17 protein-coding genes and 4 tRNA genes are annotated in these 16,027 nt (G+C 54.4%); 14 read left to right on the top strand and 7 right to left on the bottom strand.

What is annotated here, in order from left to right; all coding sequences use genetic code 11:
* Nucleotides 1-12: 12 nt before the first annotated feature.
* On the bottom strand, nt 13-735 hold the full coding sequence (gene rutB, locus ACLIBF_RS13960) for a pyrimidine utilization protein B (protein WP_031376095.1): 723 nt from the start codon (nt 733-735) through the stop codon (nt 13-15).
* The gene (gene rutA, locus ACLIBF_RS13955) at nt 735-1,826 is read right to left on the bottom strand and encodes a pyrimidine utilization protein A (protein WP_089561072.1); all 1,092 of its coding nucleotides are present in this window, start codon (nt 1,824-1,826) and stop codon (nt 735-737) included. The genes rutB and rutA overlap by 1 nt, the downstream gene beginning before the upstream one ends.
* 307 nt (nt 1,827-2,133) lie before the next feature.
* Between rutA and rutR the strand changes: the two genes are divergently transcribed.
* Both rutR and ACLIBF_RS13945 read left to right on the top strand, forming a co-directional pair.
* Nucleotides 2,134-2,769: an HTH-type transcriptional regulator RutR gene (rutR, locus tag ACLIBF_RS13950; RefSeq protein WP_031376093.1), complete on the top strand. Its 636-nt coding sequence runs from the start codon at nt 2,134-2,136 to the stop codon at nt 2,767-2,769.
* A gap of 37 nt (nt 2,770-2,806) precedes the next feature.
* Nucleotides 2,807-3,781 carry a metal-dependent hydrolase gene (locus ACLIBF_RS13945; protein ID WP_279809354.1) on the top strand — a complete coding sequence of 325 codons (975 nt, stop codon included), beginning with the start codon at nt 2,807-2,809 and terminating at the stop codon, nt 3,779-3,781.
* Between the two features lie 44 nt (nt 3,782-3,825).
* Here ACLIBF_RS13945 and cycA read toward each other — a convergent pair whose 3' ends face one another.
* Nucleotides 3,826-5,223: a D-serine/D-alanine/glycine transporter gene (cycA, locus tag ACLIBF_RS13940; RefSeq protein WP_069728138.1), complete on the bottom strand. Its 1,398-nt coding sequence runs from the start codon at nt 5,221-5,223 to the stop codon at nt 3,826-3,828.
* A 286-nt stretch (nt 5,224-5,509) separates the two neighbouring features.
* Between cycA and ACLIBF_RS13935 the strand changes: the two genes are divergently transcribed.
* A complete protein-coding gene (locus ACLIBF_RS13935) occupies nt 5,510-6,205 on the top strand; it encodes an extensin-like domain-containing protein (protein ID WP_069728139.1) in 696 nt (231 codons plus the stop codon).
* A 1-nt stretch (nt 6,206) separates the two neighbouring features.
* Here ACLIBF_RS13935 and ACLIBF_RS13930 read toward each other — a convergent pair whose 3' ends face one another.
* Entirely contained in the window at nt 6,207-6,881 is a 675-nt protein-coding gene (locus ACLIBF_RS13930) for a DUF4396 domain-containing protein (protein ID WP_046288405.1), read from the bottom strand.
* Nucleotides 6,882-7,427: 546 nt separating this feature from the next.
* On the opposite strand from ACLIBF_RS13930, the gene sdiA reads away from it, so the two are divergent.
* Nucleotides 7,428-8,150 carry a transcriptional regulator SdiA gene (gene sdiA, locus ACLIBF_RS13925; protein ID WP_069728140.1) on the top strand — a complete coding sequence of 241 codons (723 nt, stop codon included), beginning with the start codon at nt 7,428-7,430 and terminating at the stop codon, nt 8,148-8,150.
* A gap of 122 nt (nt 8,151-8,272) precedes the next feature.
* Nucleotides 8,273-8,884, top strand: a complete 612-nt coding sequence (locus tag ACLIBF_RS13920) for an acyl-homoserine-lactone synthase (protein ID WP_031376088.1) — start codon at nt 8,273-8,275, stop codon at nt 8,882-8,884.
* Between the two features lie 32 nt (nt 8,885-8,916).
* On the opposite strand, the gene ACLIBF_RS13915 is transcribed toward ACLIBF_RS13920, so the two are convergent.
* Nucleotides 8,917-9,141: a DUF2594 family protein gene (locus ACLIBF_RS13915; protein WP_031376087.1), complete on the bottom strand. Its 225-nt coding sequence runs from the start codon at nt 9,139-9,141 to the stop codon at nt 8,917-8,919.
* Nucleotides 9,142-9,572: 431 nt separating this feature from the next.
* On the opposite strand from ACLIBF_RS13915, the gene uvrY reads away from it, so the two are divergent.
* The 6 genes from uvrY to ACLIBF_RS13885 all read left to right on the top strand — a co-directional run bounded on the left by uvrY (nt 9,573) and on the right by ACLIBF_RS13885 (nt 13,111).
* Complete coding sequence (gene uvrY / locus ACLIBF_RS13910) at nt 9,573-10,232, top strand: UvrY/SirA/GacA family response regulator transcription factor (RefSeq protein WP_031376086.1); 660 nt, start codon at nt 9,573-9,575, stop codon at nt 10,230-10,232.
* The gene (gene uvrC / locus ACLIBF_RS13905; RefSeq protein ID WP_031376085.1) at nt 10,225-12,057 is read left to right on the top strand and encodes an excinuclease ABC subunit UvrC; all 1,833 of its coding nucleotides are present in this window, start codon (nt 10,225-10,227) and stop codon (nt 12,055-12,057) included. The genes uvrY and uvrC overlap by 8 nt, the downstream gene beginning before the upstream one ends.
* 68 nt (nt 12,058-12,125) lie before the next feature.
* Nucleotides 12,126-12,674, top strand: coding sequence for a CDP-diacylglycerol--glycerol-3-phosphate 3-phosphatidyltransferase (gene pgsA / locus ACLIBF_RS13900; RefSeq protein WP_031376084.1), 549 nt, complete (start codon nt 12,126-12,128; stop codon nt 12,672-12,674).
* Nucleotides 12,675-12,824: 150 nt separating this feature from the next.
* Nucleotides 12,825-12,900: transfer RNA gene (locus tag ACLIBF_RS13895), tRNA-Gly, on the top strand.
* Nucleotides 12,901-12,940: 40 nt separating this feature from the next.
* Nucleotides 12,941-13,014, top strand: a tRNA-Cys gene (locus tag ACLIBF_RS13890).
* A 10-nt stretch (nt 13,015-13,024) separates the two neighbouring features.
* A tRNA-Leu gene (locus ACLIBF_RS13885) sits at nt 13,025-13,111 on the top strand.
* A gap of 152 nt (nt 13,112-13,263) precedes the next feature.
* Here ACLIBF_RS13885 and ACLIBF_RS13880 read toward each other — a convergent pair.
* Nucleotides 13,264-13,521 (bottom strand): hypothetical protein, encoded by a 258-nt coding sequence (locus ACLIBF_RS13880; RefSeq protein ID WP_031376083.1) that lies wholly within the window; start codon nt 13,519-13,521, stop codon nt 13,264-13,266.
* 372 nt (nt 13,522-13,893) lie between these two features.
* Here ACLIBF_RS13880 and ACLIBF_RS13875 point away from each other — a divergent pair.
* Nucleotides 13,894-13,966 (top strand) — tRNA-Arg (locus tag ACLIBF_RS13875).
* Nucleotides 13,967-14,496: 530 nt separating this feature from the next.
* Nucleotides 14,497-15,366, top strand: coding sequence for a substrate-binding domain-containing protein (locus ACLIBF_RS13870; protein WP_031376082.1), 870 nt, complete (start codon nt 14,497-14,499; stop codon nt 15,364-15,366).
* 61 nt (nt 15,367-15,427) lie between these two features.
* Here ACLIBF_RS13870 and ACLIBF_RS13865 read toward each other — a convergent pair whose 3' ends face one another.
* Complete coding sequence (locus ACLIBF_RS13865) at nt 15,428-15,598, bottom strand: hypothetical protein (protein WP_162836819.1); 171 nt, start codon at nt 15,596-15,598, stop codon at nt 15,428-15,430.
* A 191-nt stretch (nt 15,599-15,789) separates the two neighbouring features.
* Here ACLIBF_RS13865 and ACLIBF_RS13860 point away from each other — a divergent pair, with 191 nt between their 5' ends.
* Complete coding sequence (locus ACLIBF_RS13860) at nt 15,790-15,987, top strand: DUF6404 family protein (RefSeq protein WP_031377897.1); 198 nt, start codon at nt 15,790-15,792, stop codon at nt 15,985-15,987.
* Nucleotides 15,988-16,027: the final 40 nt, after the last annotated feature.

Here is a 16,027-nt window from a genome sequence, read left to right as displayed (position 1 = left end):
TTTTTGAATCGCTCAGCGGGAATCGGCAGGTTTCAGGCTCTCGCAGAAGGTGGCAACATCCGACACCCAGCCAAAAAACGTTTCGATATTAAACAGGGCCGCCTGCTGCGCAAAAGCAGGTCCGGCCTGATAAGTCGCGTCTTCCAGCACCACGCCGAAATACTCAAGGAAGAAACCGTCACGCAGTGTCGATTCGACGCAGACGTTAGTCGCAATGCCGGTGAAGATCAGATGACGGATACCGCGGCTGCGTAACATGCTGTCGAGCGGCGTATTAAAGAAGCCGCTGTAGCGTGGTTTCGGCAACACAATGTCGCCCGGCTGCGGCACCAGCTGATCCACCAGCGCATAATCCCAGCTGCCTTTCGACAGCAGCGTGCCGTGCAGTTCCGGGCGTTTGCGCATGGTTTTCAGCGCATTCGATTTGTGGAAATTGGGTGAACCGGCATCGCCAGCTTCGACGTAATCCGCATCCCAGCCGTTCTGAAACCAGATAATCTGGATGCCTGCTGCCCGGGCAGCGGTCACCGCCTGTGCGATGCTAGCGATCACCGGCTGGGTGGCAGAGACATCAAACCCGGCCAGATCCAGATAGCCGCCTTCGGTGGCGTAAGCATTTTGCATATCCACCACAATCAGCGCGCTCTGGCTGGGTGGAAAGGCGATCGGTTCGGGACGCGCCGGCAGCTCAATCTGCGGCACGTCTGGGGTATGGGCGCAATAAACCGTACTCATCAGGCCACCTCCTGTTGGGCTTCCAGCAGGGCACTGCGGCACTGCATCAGCGGTTGAATATGTTGACCAAAGTCTTCGATGCCCTGCAGGAAATCATCAAACGTCAGCAGCACGCCATGGGTGCCGTCCACCTGCGCCACCTCATCCAGCATCCGCGCCACGCTGGCATAAGAGCCGACCAGCGTCCCCATATTGATGTTGACCGCCGAGGTGGGATCGGCCATCTGACGCACGTTGGTGTCGCTGCCTGATTTGGTGTCCTGCTGGCTTTGGGTGGTCAGCCAGGAGAGTGCCTCTTCATCGGCACCGGCTTTGTAGTGTTCCCATCGGGCGCGGGCTTCTTCATCGGTCGCGGCCGCGATAATCATAAACAGCACATAGGAGCCGACATCGCGTCCGGCTTTTTCCGCGGCCTGCTTCATCCGCGTGGAGGTCGCGCTGAATGCGGTAGGGGTATTCACGCCTTTACCAAAGCAGAAGTTGTAATCGGCGTGCTGGGCGGAAAATGCCATACCGGCATCACTCTGACCGGCGCAGATTACCTTCATCGGCCGCTGCGGTTGCGGGCTGACCCGGCAGTCATTCATGGTGAAAAAATCGCCCTTGAAGTCAGACTTGCCGGTGCCCCACAGATCGCGCAGCACGGTAACGTATTCGGTCAGATAGGCATAACGGCTGCCGAAGTACTCATCGCCCGGCCATAATCCCATCTGCTCATATTCGGGCTTCTGCCAGCCGGTCACCAGGTTGACGCCGAATCGGCCATTGGAAATCGAATCGATGGTGGCGGCCATGCGCGCCACAATAGCCGGGGGCAGCGTCAGCGTGGCCGCCGTCGCGTAGATCTCAATGCGAGAGGTCACGGCTGCCAGGCCCGCCATCAGGGTGAAGGACTCGAGGTTGTGATCCCAGAATTCGGTCTTACCGCCGAAGCCGCGCAGTTTGATCATCGACAGCGCAAAGTCGAAATGGTAATGCTCCGCTTTCAGCACGATCGCTTTGTTCAGTTCAAAGGTCGGCTTGTATTGCGGTGCATGGGATGAAATCAGCCAGCCATTGTTACCAATCGGAATAAAGACGCCTATCTTCATGTGAAACCTCTATGCAGTCGGGGGAGGACATTTCACGCGCGGCACTGCTTCCTGCTTCATCCCTGAGGGGCTGCGCTCAGTCACAATTCTGCAAACTGTGTGCCACTTTTTTTAATGCAATAAATAACAACAGGTTAAACTTAACCCAAAAGAGGTAACCAGAGCAGATGGTCCATTTCGGACCGTTTGGTCAAAATTCGCTGCACATTTTCCATGCAGGCTGAGCGAAAAAGGTGCAGGCGGTGGATTGGGCAGGGCGGAAGCACTTTGCTATGATGCGCTGACACAAGAGGGATGAGGTAAACGTGTGAAAACCGATGAAAAAAAGCCAACGCGTCGTTCGCGTGCCGTCGCCGCGAAACGTGCTGCCATTCTGGAGGCGGCATTGACGTTCTTCTCACAGTTTGGCATTCATGGCACCAGCCTCGATAAGGTGGCAGAACGGGCTGACGTCTCTAAAACCAATCTGCTCTACTATTTCCCCTCTAAAGAAGCGCTGTATGTGGCGGTGCTGAAACAGATACTGGATGTCTGGCTGGCTCCGCTGCGGGCGCTGGCGCACGATCAGGATCCGCTGGTGGCGATTCGCCGCTACATCCGCCTTAAGCTGGAAGTATCACGCGATCACCCACAGGCCTCGCGGCTGTTTTGCCTGGAGATGTTGCAGGGCGCACCACTGCTTAAAGGTGAACTGGCGGGCGATCTGAAACAGCTGGTGGATGACAAAGCGGCGATTATTGAGCGCTGGATTGATGAAGGCCGGCTGGCAGGTGTCCAGCCGCAACATCTGATCTTCATGCTGTGGGCCACCACCCAGCACTACGCCGATTTTGCCAGTCAGGTCGAGGCGGTCACCGGTCAGACGCTTAACGATCCCGATTTTTTTGATCAGACGGTCAGCAACGTGCAGCGCATGATTATTGAAGGGATTCGGGTGCGCTGACTGACGCCGGATCGACCGTTCGCCACGGAGTAAAACCATGGATTCTGTTTCGCAGTTGGTGCTGGGTGCCGCGGTCAGCGTGGCGGTAATGGAACGACGGGTGCCGGTCTGGCAGGCCGCGGTGGTCGGCGCCGTCTGCGGCACCTTGCCCGATCTTGATGTGTTTATCGATCATGGCGATGCGATACGCAATATGACGCTGCATCGTACCGAAAGTCATGCGCTGCTCTATCTCACGCTGATATCGCCGCTGATCGCCTGGCTGGTGGCCGGACTGTTCCGCCACCGGGTGAGATGGCCGGCATGGTGGCCCGCCATCTGGCTGGCGCTGATTACCCATCCGCTGCTCGATTTAATGACGGTGTATGGCACCCAGCTTGGCCTGCCGCTGACCGATCATCCCTATGCGATTGGCAGTATTTACATCGTCGATCCGCTTTATACGCTGCCGCTGCTGATTGGCGTGGCGCTGGCGCTGTGGCGGCGCAGTGAACGCGGGCTACGCTGGAACCGGATTGGCCTGGCCCTGAGTACGCTCTACCTGCTGTGGAGCGTGGCGATTCAGGGCGTGGCGGCAGGGCAGATCAAGCAGGCGCTGGTCCGGCAGGGGATCCCAACCGATAAGGTGCTGGTGACCCCGACCGCCTTCAACACCCTGGTGTGGCGCAGCGTAGTGATGACACCGGACCGCTACGGTGAGGTTTACTGGTCACTGCTGTCGCCACGGCGTCCGCTGCAGGTGGTATGGCGTCCCCGTCATCCTGAACTGTTTGATGCGCTGCGTGGAAACGGGTATGCCGAGCGGGTCGCGTGGTTCAGCCACGGTTTTTATGCGATGGCGGAACGCAACGGGCAGGTTACCATTGCCGATCTGCGGATGGGGGAAGGCGATGATTTCACCTTTACCTTTAACCTCAGTAGCCCACAACAGCCCGATCCACAGCCACAGCGGCTGCCGTCGGAGCGGCCTACTTTGCAGGCGGTGTTATCGACACTGTCTCAGCGGCTATAAAAAAAGCCCGGTCAGTGACCGGGCTTTTTATTGCCAGCAGGCGGTTAGCGTGGTTGACGGCGGCGGCGCACCAGCCAGCCCATCGTCAGCAGCGCAAACCACAGCGGTGTCACCATCAGGGCCTGGCGCGTATCTTCCTGCAGGGTCAACAACACCAGCACAAAAGCGAAGAACGCCATGCAAACCCAGCACATGAACTTGCCCATTGGCATTTTAAAGCCGGACTGCGCATGACGCTGCGGGTACTTTTTACGGTAGGCCAGGTAGCTGCACAGGATGATGGTCCAGACGAACATGAACAGAATGGCGGAAACGGTGGTCACCAGGGTGAATACCGTCATCACGTCCGGGATCAGATAAATCAACGCTACGCCAGCCAGCAGACACAGGCAGGAGAAAAGCAGGCCGGTGGTCGGGACCGCGCGCGCTGACAGGCGGCCAAAGGCACGGCTGGCCACGCCCTGCTGCGACAGGCCATACAGCATACGGCTGGTCGAGAAAATACCGCTGTTAGCGGAGGAGGCTGCCGAGGTCAGGACCACGAAGTTGACGATACTGGCCGCAGCGGGCAGGCCAATCAGCACAAACATTTCAACGAACGGGCTACGGTCGGCCATCACCTGGGTCCAGGGCGTCACCGCCATGATCACCATCAGCGCCAGCACGTAAAACATAATAACCCGCAGCGGAATGGCGTTAATCGCGCGCGGCAGCACTTTATGTGGATCGTGCGTTTCTGCCGCGGCGGTGCCGACCAGTTCAATGCCGACAAAGGCAAACACCGCAATCTGGAAGCCGGCAAAGAAGCCGCTCAGCCCTTTTGGAAACAGCCCACCGTGATCCCAGATATTACTCAGCGAGGCGGTGCCGCCGCCGGGTGAGGGATAATGCATCGATACCAGCACAATGCCGGTAATGATCAGCGCCACAATCGCCACGATTTTGATGATCGCGAACCAGAACTCCATCTCACCAAACAGTTTGACGGTCGCAATGTTGAGCGTCAGGAAAACCACCACGCACAGCAGGGCGCTCATCCAGATCGAGAAGCCGGGAAACCAGAGCTGGAAGTAGGCGCTGATGGCAACCACATCAGCAATGCCGGTCACCACCCAACAGAACCAGTAGGTCCAGCCGGTAAAATAGCCCGCCCAGGGGCCGAGCAGGTCAGCCGCAAAATCGCTGAATGATTTGTACTCAAGATTGGAGAGCAGCAGCTCGCCCATTGCCCGCATCACGAAGAACAGCATAAAGCCGATGATCATATAAACAAAAATGATCGAGGGTCCCGCCAGGCTAATGGTTTTACCGGAACCCATGAACAGGCCGGTACCGATAGCACCACCGATGGCGATAAGTTGAATATGGCGATTATGCAGGTTGCGCCGCAGCTTATCCGGGCCTTCCTGCGCGAGTGGCGCGTCTTTAGATTGATCAACCATGGAATTGTCTTTCCTTTCTTGATGTTGTGTCAGCTCTGCTGGCTGTTACTGAATGGCGTTGCCCGAAGGCAAGCCGGCATAAGATAGTGGAAGTCACCCTAAAGCCGGTAACGGTTTTTTATCAATTGTGACCATTGCCGCTCAATCAGGTGGCAGCAAAGCGTTACGCGGGTTAATCCTGCGTCAGACTGGGTAATTTTCCATCACGTTGTGTCAGGTTCAGGGCGTGACGAGGATTGTACTTCTACACTTTTTGTTGGTTATTCATCACGCTGCGAGAGGGACTATGCGCACGCTTATTCTGTTTTTGCTGTTGATTGCGCTGGGATGGGTCAGTTTACCCTGGCTAAAACAGCATCTGCCGCCGCAATTTAATCCCTTTATTCCGCTGTCGGTGACCGACCCGCCGGGCTGGATGACGCAACTCAAAATGAAACGGCTGGCCGGCGATCCTGCCGCCTGTCTGGCGGTGATGCGGCGCGCGCAGCAGGCGGGCTGGGTCAGCTTCAGCGAAAGACCGCCGCTACGGGGCAACTGTCCCCTTGCCGATCCGTTGCGTATCCAGAAATTTGGCCCGGTCAGCCTGAGCAGCAGTTTCCTTGCCAGCTGCCCAATGGCGGTTGCCAGCACCATGTACGCCTTACGCAGCCGTGAACAAACCCTGCAGCAGATGCAGAGCCCGCTGGTGCGGATTAGCCACGTCGGCAGTTATGCCTGTCGCAATATTTATCATCGGACCGAAGGGCGATTGAGCGAACATGCGACGGCTGATGCCTGGGATGTGACCGGCTTTCAGTTGGCCAATGGTCAGCGGCTTACTGTCAGCCAGCACTGGCAGCAGCCTACGGACAAAGCCGCAATGCTGCATACGCTATGGCGTGGCGGTTGCCAGGTGTTTGGCAATGCGCTGGGACCCGACTATAACGCCGCCCATACCACCCATTTTCATCTGGGCATGCGCGGCGCGGGGTATTGTCGATAAATCATAAAACAGGATTAATACCGCGTTTGATTATGAAATGATTCGCTGGCCACGAAAAAACAAATCCAGTCATCATCGCGAGTTGCAGCATAAACCAGAAGAGGGTCCGCGACGGATTGATCTGCTGATGCAGCACAAATTTCAGGGCCAGCGCCATAAAGAAAAAAATGCCGGCCTGACAGATCAGCAGCGGAAAGGCGCTGCGTTTAAATGCCAGCGACAAGCGCTGCCAGAATGATTTTTTTTCATGTTGAGGCAGGGAGAAAAATTGAAAAAGCAGCAGTAACAGGAAAGAGAGTAACAGCGAAATTGCTGCCTGTTGCCAGATCAACAGCGGTATTTTCAGATAGTTCAGCAGCGTGATAATTGGTAAGGTTAGCGCCTCAGCTAAAATACAGGCGGCGGCTGAGATGGCGGTGGCGATAAATAGCGCTTGCCAGCCACGATAGCGGGACGATTTGGGCGAAATCAGTAACGCTGCTTTTAACTGATGTCGGGGAATCCGGCCGAGATACCACCAGGCCAGCCAGCCGATAAACGGCAGATAAAGCCCGGTGAGTGGCCAGATCAGGTTCATCAGTCTGCCCGGCTGACGGTAAAGGAAAATATCCTTGGTAATCATCAGCGCGGTGCAAACGCCGGACACCAGAAAGAGTAAAGCCCACTGATTTAGCATCGTATGCTCCCGTGGCGGGTTAATCCATGTCGTGTTGAAACGCGCGTCTGACGGCTGTTTTCGTCCCGGATCTTAAGCGATTAGTCACGGTGACCGCAGATTAAGCGTAGTCTCAGGATTACCAGAGTGAAATGCATGCTTATTTCCTGATGAAAAATATGTTGAACATCAACCTTTACCGCTTCGCTTATTCAGCACCTATTTAACCTGCTGTTTAACCATAAATTACTGGCGCTCAGGAAATAACTTTTTATCTGGACTGAGACTTTTGCAACGCTGCTGAAAAAATCGAATGAAACACAATGATTGAAATTCCATCGGAAAAATCTTATTCTCCGCTAATGATTGAAAGTTACACCGGACGGCCTCATATTGACGTTGAAAGGCGGTTGTGGGGAGCCTGAGGTTCAGAGAATTAAATGACATCTTTATTGTGGCGATGCCGGTTTGTACAATAAATTAATTTACTCCTGATAATTTATTTTTTATCTGAATAACCAAAATGAATAATAATGCGCAAATGCGTAAAAATAATGCCGAGGCAATATGAGTAGCGGGGATTATTTCGCCTGGCGGGGTGACGCAGAAGAAAAATTTCGGGCATTAACTTGTTCTTCTGAGCTGAAGACGTTATTGCACTGCTTTACTGAATCATTAGGCTTCGACTATTTTGCCTTCCTGATTCAGCATCCGGTGCCTTTCACCCGACCGCGCATTCATTTACACAGCAGTTATCCCACGCAGTGGGTTAAGCATTATGAAGCGAACAATTATTACGCGGTCGATCCGGTGCTGGAACAGTGCCAGCGGCCCGGCCGGGGAATGGTCTGGACGCGTGAACTGTTTACCGAGGCCGGTAACCTGTGGCAGGAGGCGGCAGAGCACGGCCTGCGTAGCGGTTTTTCTTGCTCTGCAATGGCACCAAATCGCGTCATTGGTATATTATCTATATCATCGCAACAGCCGCTTCCTATTCAGCAGCGCCGCATTGAGCTGGAAGTCAAACTACACTTTTTAGCGGAGCTAAGCTTAGATACGCTGGAACGCTTTAGCGATGATGCAATGATGGTACTAAAAAAAGAGTTTAGTCAGCGCGAGCTGGAAATTTTGAAATGGACTGCAGAGGGAAAAACTGCGGTGGAAATTTCACTTATTTTATCCATCTCTGAACATACCGTTAACTTTCACCAAAAAAATATGCAAAAGCGTTTCAATGTTTCCAATAAAACCCAGATTGCCTGTTATGCAGCAGCAGTCGGGCTGATTTAGACGAAAAGCAACTACCAGTTTTAGTAGTTCCCTCGTCCATGTCAGTTGTCTACCCTGCGCCGGGGCTTTGCCAGGCTGGCGCAAAGAAATCATTGCAAACATGGGGATGTCAGAGGCGCATGATGAAAATAGTTCAAACGCAATTAAAGGATATGCCATCCTCTTTGCTTGCCGAACTTGGCAGCTACCGGTATAGCGTATTTGCGCGCGGCGAAGGCTGGTCTATTCCGCCACGTCTTAGCACGCCGGGACAGGAATACGATCGCTTCGATCGCTCAGACGTGACCTGGCTGATTGCCTGGAATGCGCGGGAAGGGATCAGCGGCTGCGCCCGGCTTATGCCGTGGTTCGAACCGGAACAGAGTGAAGGCATTGTGTTGCCCTTCAGCCATGAAAAGGTGTGGGAGATGTCGCGCTTCTCGGCCCGGCTGGAGGTGGATCCTGAGTTGCCACTGAACATTCTCTGGCACGCGGTGCAGCTGGCAGAGCTGAATGGCATGGAGTACATCATCAGTTCAGCCACACCGATGCTGGAGAAGATGTTTGAGCAGCATCGGGTGGTGTATGAGCCGCTGACGCCGGGCTTGATCCTGTCGGAAGATAATCTGTTCGCGATTCGCATTCCGGTGGTGCAGCCTGCGCTGGCGGAGAAGTATCGCGGCACCCGGCGTTTCAGTCCGGAAGAAGTACTGCCGTCGCTGGGTGTGTCAGTTAACTGGCAGTCACACAGCTAACTAATTTGCCCCCGCAACCGGGGGCAAAACGTTTACTGGCGGTAGGCCGCTTTGATCTGCTTAATGGTGTTGCTGAACACTTCCGCCTGCGGCTTATCGCCCAGCGTCTGCACGTAGCGTTCCATATTGATAATGACTTTTCCGGCATCCGCCTGACCCATGCCTTTCAGAATCAGCGTGATCATCATTTTCAGACCCGCTATTTCATCCGCTAATTTGCGCGCTTCCTGCGAAGTTGCAAAGTCTTCATCGCTCATGATTTTCTCCTTGGTGAATAACAACGTGTCGGCAATCTCGTCCGTACAGCAATGCGTGAGTATACCACAGGGCGATTAAGTTGCTGATCGGGCCGGTTCGCTTCTGGCCGAAAAGGTTATCAATCCAGCAGGGCTAATCAATCGCGGAAAGTTATCATAGCGCTTAACGATGTTCCTGACGGTGTTGCACACCCACATAAATCCCGCATCGAATTCTGTTTAAGTAAATGAAAAATAACTTTTTTAATTTTATTTTTCAGGTGGGATAGGTGGCGGTTTCACCGCGACTCAGATAAGCATGATCATCGGTTTTCAATCAGGTATCGCCGCTACAGTTTTACTTTGTTGATGTGCTTTTGAGGTAAAAACGGGTATGATTACCGCCTGAAATCGTTAATTGCTTCCTCTTTTTAGCCTCTGGAGTCTTCCCGTTGATCAGTGTGCTTCTTGTTGATGACCATGAACTGGTCCGTGCTGGTATCCGCCGCATCCTGGAGGATGTCAAAGGTCTGGTGGTAGTCGGAGAAGTTAACTGTGGTGAGGACGCGGCCAAATGGTGTCGTGCCAATCAGGTCGATGTGATTTTGATGGATATGAACATGCCAGGCATTGGCGGGCTTGAGGCGACACGCAAGATCGTGCGCTACAATCCCGACATCAAAATCATCATGCTGACAATCCATACCGAGAATCCATTACCGGCCAAAGTGATGCAGGCCGGTGCCGCTGGCTACCTCAGTAAAGGGGCAGCGCCGCAGGAAGTGATTAACGCGATTCGTTCGGTTAACGCCGGACAACGCTACATCGCCTCGGACATTGCGCAGCAGATGGCGCTGAGCCAGATTGAGCCGCAGAAAGCCGAATCACCTTTCAGCTGTTTGTCGGAAAGGGAATTGCAGATTATGCTGATGATCACCAAAGGACAAAAGGTGACGGAAATTTCCGAGCAGTTGAATCTCAGTCCTAAAACCGTTAACAGCTACCGTTATCGTATGTTCAGTAAGCTGAACATCAGTGGTGACGTAGAGTTAACGCATCTGGCCATTCGACATGGCCTCTATAATGCGGAGCCGTTAATCAGTAGTGAGTGACGTTTTTAATTCCAAAGCCTTTCTGAGTACGGTGACCAGTAAGCCCGGCGTCTACCGCATGTATGACGCCTCAGGCACCGTCATCTATGTTGGCAAAGCCAAAGATCTGAAAAAGCGTTTGACCAGCTATTTTCGCACTCAGGTCGGCAGCCGCAAGACCGAAGCGCTGGTAAGCAATATCCAGCACATCGATGTCACCGTAACCCACACCGAAACCGAAGCGCTGCTGCTTGAGCATAACTACATCAAGCTGTATCAGCCGCGCTACAACGTATTGCTGCGCGATGATAAATCCTATCCCTACATCTTCCTGAGCGCTGACACCCATCCGCGACTGGCGATGCACCGTGGTGCTAAACACGCGAAAGGGGAATACTTTGGGCCGTTCCCCAACGGCTATGCGGTACGCGAAACCCTCGGGCTGCTGCAAAAAGTCTTCCCGATCCGTCAGTGCGAAAACAGCGTTTACCGCAACCGATCACGTCCCTGTCTGCAATACCAGATTGGTCGTTGTCTGGGGCCGTGCGTGGCCGGACTGGTGAGTGAAGAGGAGTACGCCCAGCAAACCGATTATGTGCGCCTGTTCCTGGCGGGCAAAGATGATCAGGTCCTCAATCTGCTGGTGAAGCGGATGGAAGAGGCGAGCGTCGGACTTCGATTTGAAGAAGCGGCCCGCCTGCGCGATCAGATTCAGGCGGTGCGGCGGGTCACTGAGAAACAGTTTGTCTCCAATCAGGGCGATGACCTGGATGTGATGGGCGTGGCTTACGAGGCGGGTATGGCCTGTCTGCACGTGCTGTTTATTCGTCAGGGTAAAGTGTTAGGCAGCCGCAGCTACTTCCCGAAAGTGCCGGCGGATACCGATCTGGCCGAAGTGGTGCAAACCTTTGTCGGACAGTTCTACCTGCAGGGCAGTGAAGCGCGCACCTTGCCGGGCGACATCCTGCTCGACTTTACCTTGCCAGAGCGCGAATTGCTGGCCGACTCGCTGAGCGAGCTGGCTGGTCGTCGGGTCTCGATTCAGAGTAAACCGCGCGGCGATCGCGCCCGTTATCTGAAGCTGGCGCGAACCAATGCCGCGACCGCATTAACCACCCGGCTATCGCAACACTCGACGATTCATCAGCGTCTGGCAGCTCTGGCTGAGTTTCTTCAGCTCGACAAGATCACGCGCATGGAGTGTTTCGATATCAGTCACACCATGGGTGAGCAGACGATCGCCTCCTGCGTGGTGTTCGATCAGAACGGTCCGCTGCGTGCCGACTACCGCCGCTACAACATCAGCGGTATTACGCCCGGCGATGACTATGCCGCGATGAATCAGGTGCTGCGCCGTCGCTATGGTAAAGCGATCGAAGAGGACAAGATCCCGGACGTGATCCTGATCGATGGCGGCAAAGGACAGCTTGCCCAGGCGAAACAGGTATTCGCCGAGCTGGATGTGCCGTGGGATAAATCCCGACCGATTTTACTGGGCGTAGCCAAAGGCAGCGATCGTAAAGCGGGACTGGAAACACTGTTCTTTGAAGCGGAAGGCGAGGGCGTTTCTCTGCCGCCGGATGCCCCGGCGCTGCATGTAATTCAGCATATTCGTGACGATGCTCACAATCATGCAATCTCGGGCCACCGTAAAAAACGCGCTAAAGTAAAGAACACCAGCGCACTGGAAAGCATCGAAGGAGTGGGGCCGAAACGGCGTCAGCAACTGCTTAAGTACATGGGGGGCCTGCAACCGCTGATGAATGCATCAGTGGAGGAGATCGCCAATGTACCGGGTATCTCACACGCCCTGGCAGAAAAAATATACTACTCGTTGAAACACTAGCATTGAAACGGGGGGGGCAATGTAGGAACATACGTTAAATTCTACCCATTCCAGACAGTTACCGGCATATGCAATTTAACATCCCGACGTGTCTCACCCTGTTCCGAGTCGTCCTCATCCCGTTCTTCGTGCTGGCTTTCTATCTGCCGTTTCACTGGGCACCGCTGGCTACTGCACTGATCTTCATTTTCGCTGCCGTCACCGACTGGTTTGACGGCTTTCTGGCGCGCCGCTGGAAACAGACCACCCGCTTCGGGGCATTTCTTGACCCGGTGGCCGATAAAGTGATGGTCGCGATGGCGCTGGTGCTGGTGGCAGAATATTTCCATGCCTGGTGGATTACGCTGCCCGCCGCCACCATGATTGCCCGCGAGATTATCATTTCTGCGTTGCGTGAGTGGATGGCTGAGATTGGTAAACGCAGCAGCGTGTCGGTTTCATGGATTGGCAAAGTGAAAACCACCGCCCAGATGCTGTCGCTGTTTGCCCTGCTGTGGCGTCCTGACAGCACGGTAGTCGGAATTGGCGTGGTGGCGTTATACATTGCTGCGGTGCTGACTTTCTGGTCAATGTTTCAGTATTTAAGCGCGGCGCGCGGCGATCTGCTCGAACCGTGATCGATGCGATTTAAAAAGCAGCAAACAGACACACAGTGAGGATAATTTTATTGACTCACTGCGTCAGGTCAGTAGAATGCATCGCATCGAACGGCAGCCAGCCTGCCAGAAGATAAATAAAATCAGCAAGTTCGATGCAGTTGCTGAAATGCGGGAATAGCTCAGTTGGTAGAGCACGACCTTGCCAAGGTCGGGGTCGCGAGTTCGAGTCTCGTTTCCCGCTCCAGATTCGCAGGTCAGGTTAACCTGGCGGCACATCAGTTTAAGGCGCGTTGGCAGAGTGGCTATGCAGCGGATTGCAAATCCGTGTACCTCGGTTCGACTCCGGGACGCGCCTCCAGTTACACCCTGCCCGGGTGGTGAAATCGGTAGACACAAGGGATTTAAAATCCCTCGGCTGTAAGGCTGTGCGGGTTCAAGTCCCGCCCCGGGCACCATATTGAAACCGAATAAAAACAAGCAGTAAGCAATGTCGTAAGCCACCTCAAAAGGTGGTTTTTTTGTTTCTGCAGGGTGGCGAAGACGACGGTTAGACAGACCGTGTCCTCGTGCTCGATTATCCTTCCCCCTTTCTCTGCAAATTCCGGCCTCAGGCGCGCGAGCTGAAAACCAGCTGGTCGTCAGCGTTACTGATCAGATACATTCGCTGCGCTTCACCGCTGGATGAGACAAAGGTCACCTGTTGGCCGATACTGACAGCATCAAATGCCTCGGTAGGTTGCAGCTGTTTCTGGATCTCAAGCACGATGCGTGATTTAAAGGGCTTTTCATTCACCGTATCGATATGGTAACTGGCGGTGAATGTCAGATCCGGATGATCAAGAATATAAAATTGTCCTGAGGGCATAGTCATTACCTCTTCGCTTATTTCAGTCTGCTGAACGCCGGAAGCGTTTCCCCCGACAGTCTGGCTTTTAAGGCTAGCTGAAGAATGCGTGATTAAAAGCATTAGCAATCTATTTTTATGGTTTCCGCTATTTTATCAAATATTCACCGCTTGCGCTTGCAGCCTTATTAGCCGGCACTACCCTTACTTAATCCGCCGTTATTACTGCAGTACCCAGGCTGAAATATCCCGCCAGGTGACGGGCAGATCTTCGAAGGGGAAGGCGGTCGATTACGCCGGGCAGGCAGCCTGAATGCTGGTTAAGCAAGGCAACGGGCAGCGCGCTGTGGCAAAGGGTTACGCGAGGCAGGGTGAGGTGCAGGGCGGGGAAACACGGGCATAGTATAACGGTATTATTGCAATTCTTCGGGGATTGCCGATGCAGGTTCAACTCCTGCTGCCCGGTCGTGCTGCTATCTGCCTGATGATAAAAATAACCGTAGCCGGGGTTAGCCTGCTGGAAATAATCCGGCTGAATAGTTAATCAGTTTAGAGATGAGCCGATATTTGAAATTATTATATTAACCAGTCGGCTGGCCACGCTATTCCGCTTTATGTTGACAGAACAATTTCCTGCTGTATCGGCTTACCCGTTTACGGATATTCGTGTGTCTGTTACGCCGCGCAGGGCGATATGTTTAAAAAACGCTTAATGGCTGCTCGTTGTGGTGGAATATATAAGCCTTAATAGTCGACTTATGGTTTTAACCCCGCTGCAGAAATCATCATCAACGTGCAGATCAGCCGCACAGGTACTTATACCCATCCTGCTACTGAGTGCCTACCCACCACTGATACAATGGCAGACTTCTGTTACATCGCTTTTCACTCAATTTTGCGGCCTGAGTCGGTCTTTGTAACCTGTTGAAAGTTATTCATTTACCGTATGGTAAGGTTATCCATTCTCAGCCGCAAAAGAAGTCGGGACCCTTTATAATGACGCTTTCCACTGACCAGCAGCCTGATACCGCATTTCCGCCGATGATTGGCGTAATCTCCAGCCCGTTACTGAATTCCTGGCAGCAGAAAATCCTCCATCAACTGACGCACCAGCTCAACGCGCGTGGCGTGTTGATGCTCCTGTTGAATGCCGCCACTGAACAGGCGCTCGCAGCACAGCTGACTCAGGCGGCCCCGCTCGGGCTGCGTGGTTTACTGCTGTTGCCGGGTGCGTTCAGTGACTCACCGCCTGCAAGCATCCTGACCAAGGTCTCGCTGCCGGTGCTGCAGCTTGATGCAGAGCAGGTAATGCAGAAGGGTGCCAGGCAGGCGGGCGAAGCGATCGGGCGACTGCTGCTGGCAGAAGGTCATCAGCGGCTGGGTTATCTGCAGAGCCAGGCAGGGTCATCGCCACAGAAACAAGGCTACAGCGCCAGCCTGATGGCGGCAGATCAAGCGATCTGCGTCGATCTGGTGGCGGGCGGCAACGATCGTGAACAGGGCTGGCAGGCGATGACCGATTATCTGAAACAGACCCGCGCCGCCGAGCGCATCCAGGCGCTGTTCTGTGAATCTGATCTGCTGGCGTTTGGTGCAATGCAGGCAATCCGGGATTTTGGTCAGGGCGCGCACGTAGCGGTAGTCGGGTTCGGTGATCTTGATGAAGCACAATCCTCAACCTGGCATCTGACCAGCTGGTCAGTCAATATCGAGCGGGCAATTAACGACGCGCTGAACCGCCTGCTGGGACCCTGTGCAGCACAAGGTGAAACGGGCGGCGAAGGGGGGTTAAAGCGTCGTCACTCCCATTTAGGCAAACAGCGACCGGGAGAGATGTCTGAGTGCGGGTGCGCCCATCGGCACTAGTCCGCCCGGCGACGGATGCATCGTGATCCGGGCGGAAGATCCTGAACTCAGGGCTAGAGGTTCAGGATTGTGGCTGACCAACCGGGCCACTGCCGCCAGGCGCACCGACCGGCTGCTGACCACCTGGCGGTGACGGCGGCGGCGGCGCATCTCGGCCCGGCGACTGAGGCGCACAGGCGGAAAGGGTAGTGATAACGGCAAAAGCTGACAGCAATAAGGCGCAACGTTTCATCAAGGTATCCTGAAAGTTAAACGGTGCTTTTAGTATAGAAAAGTCCGGTGGAATCACCTGATACGGCGTCTTGTGCCAGCCAGAGCAGAAATTGCGGCCGATTATTTGAGACGCCTCTCATCTCCGGCGTGCCGGCAATGCGTTTTGTGCTGAACCCCGCTAAGGTAGCGCATCATTGAAGAGGAGTGGTTATGAATGGCATCGTGAAGTTCGTCCGCGGCTGGCTGGTGTTCTCTGTTCTGTGGGGCGTGTTCATGTGGTTTATGTCATGGCAGCAGCAGGGCAAAGAGATAGGGCTGGCGATTCTGACCAGTCTTTACGCCGGTCTGATCTATCAGGCATTAATGACGATGGTGGCCCGCTACAAAGCGCGCCGGCAACAGGCCTGAGCCTGACCGGCAGCGTTGCAGGCCGCCGGTCAGCCAGAAT

This window comes from Pantoea sp. PGP6 (assembly GCF_053474785.1).
The sequence above is the reverse complement of the archived record's forward strand: the minus strand, read 5'-3'. Positions and strand labels throughout refer to the sequence as shown.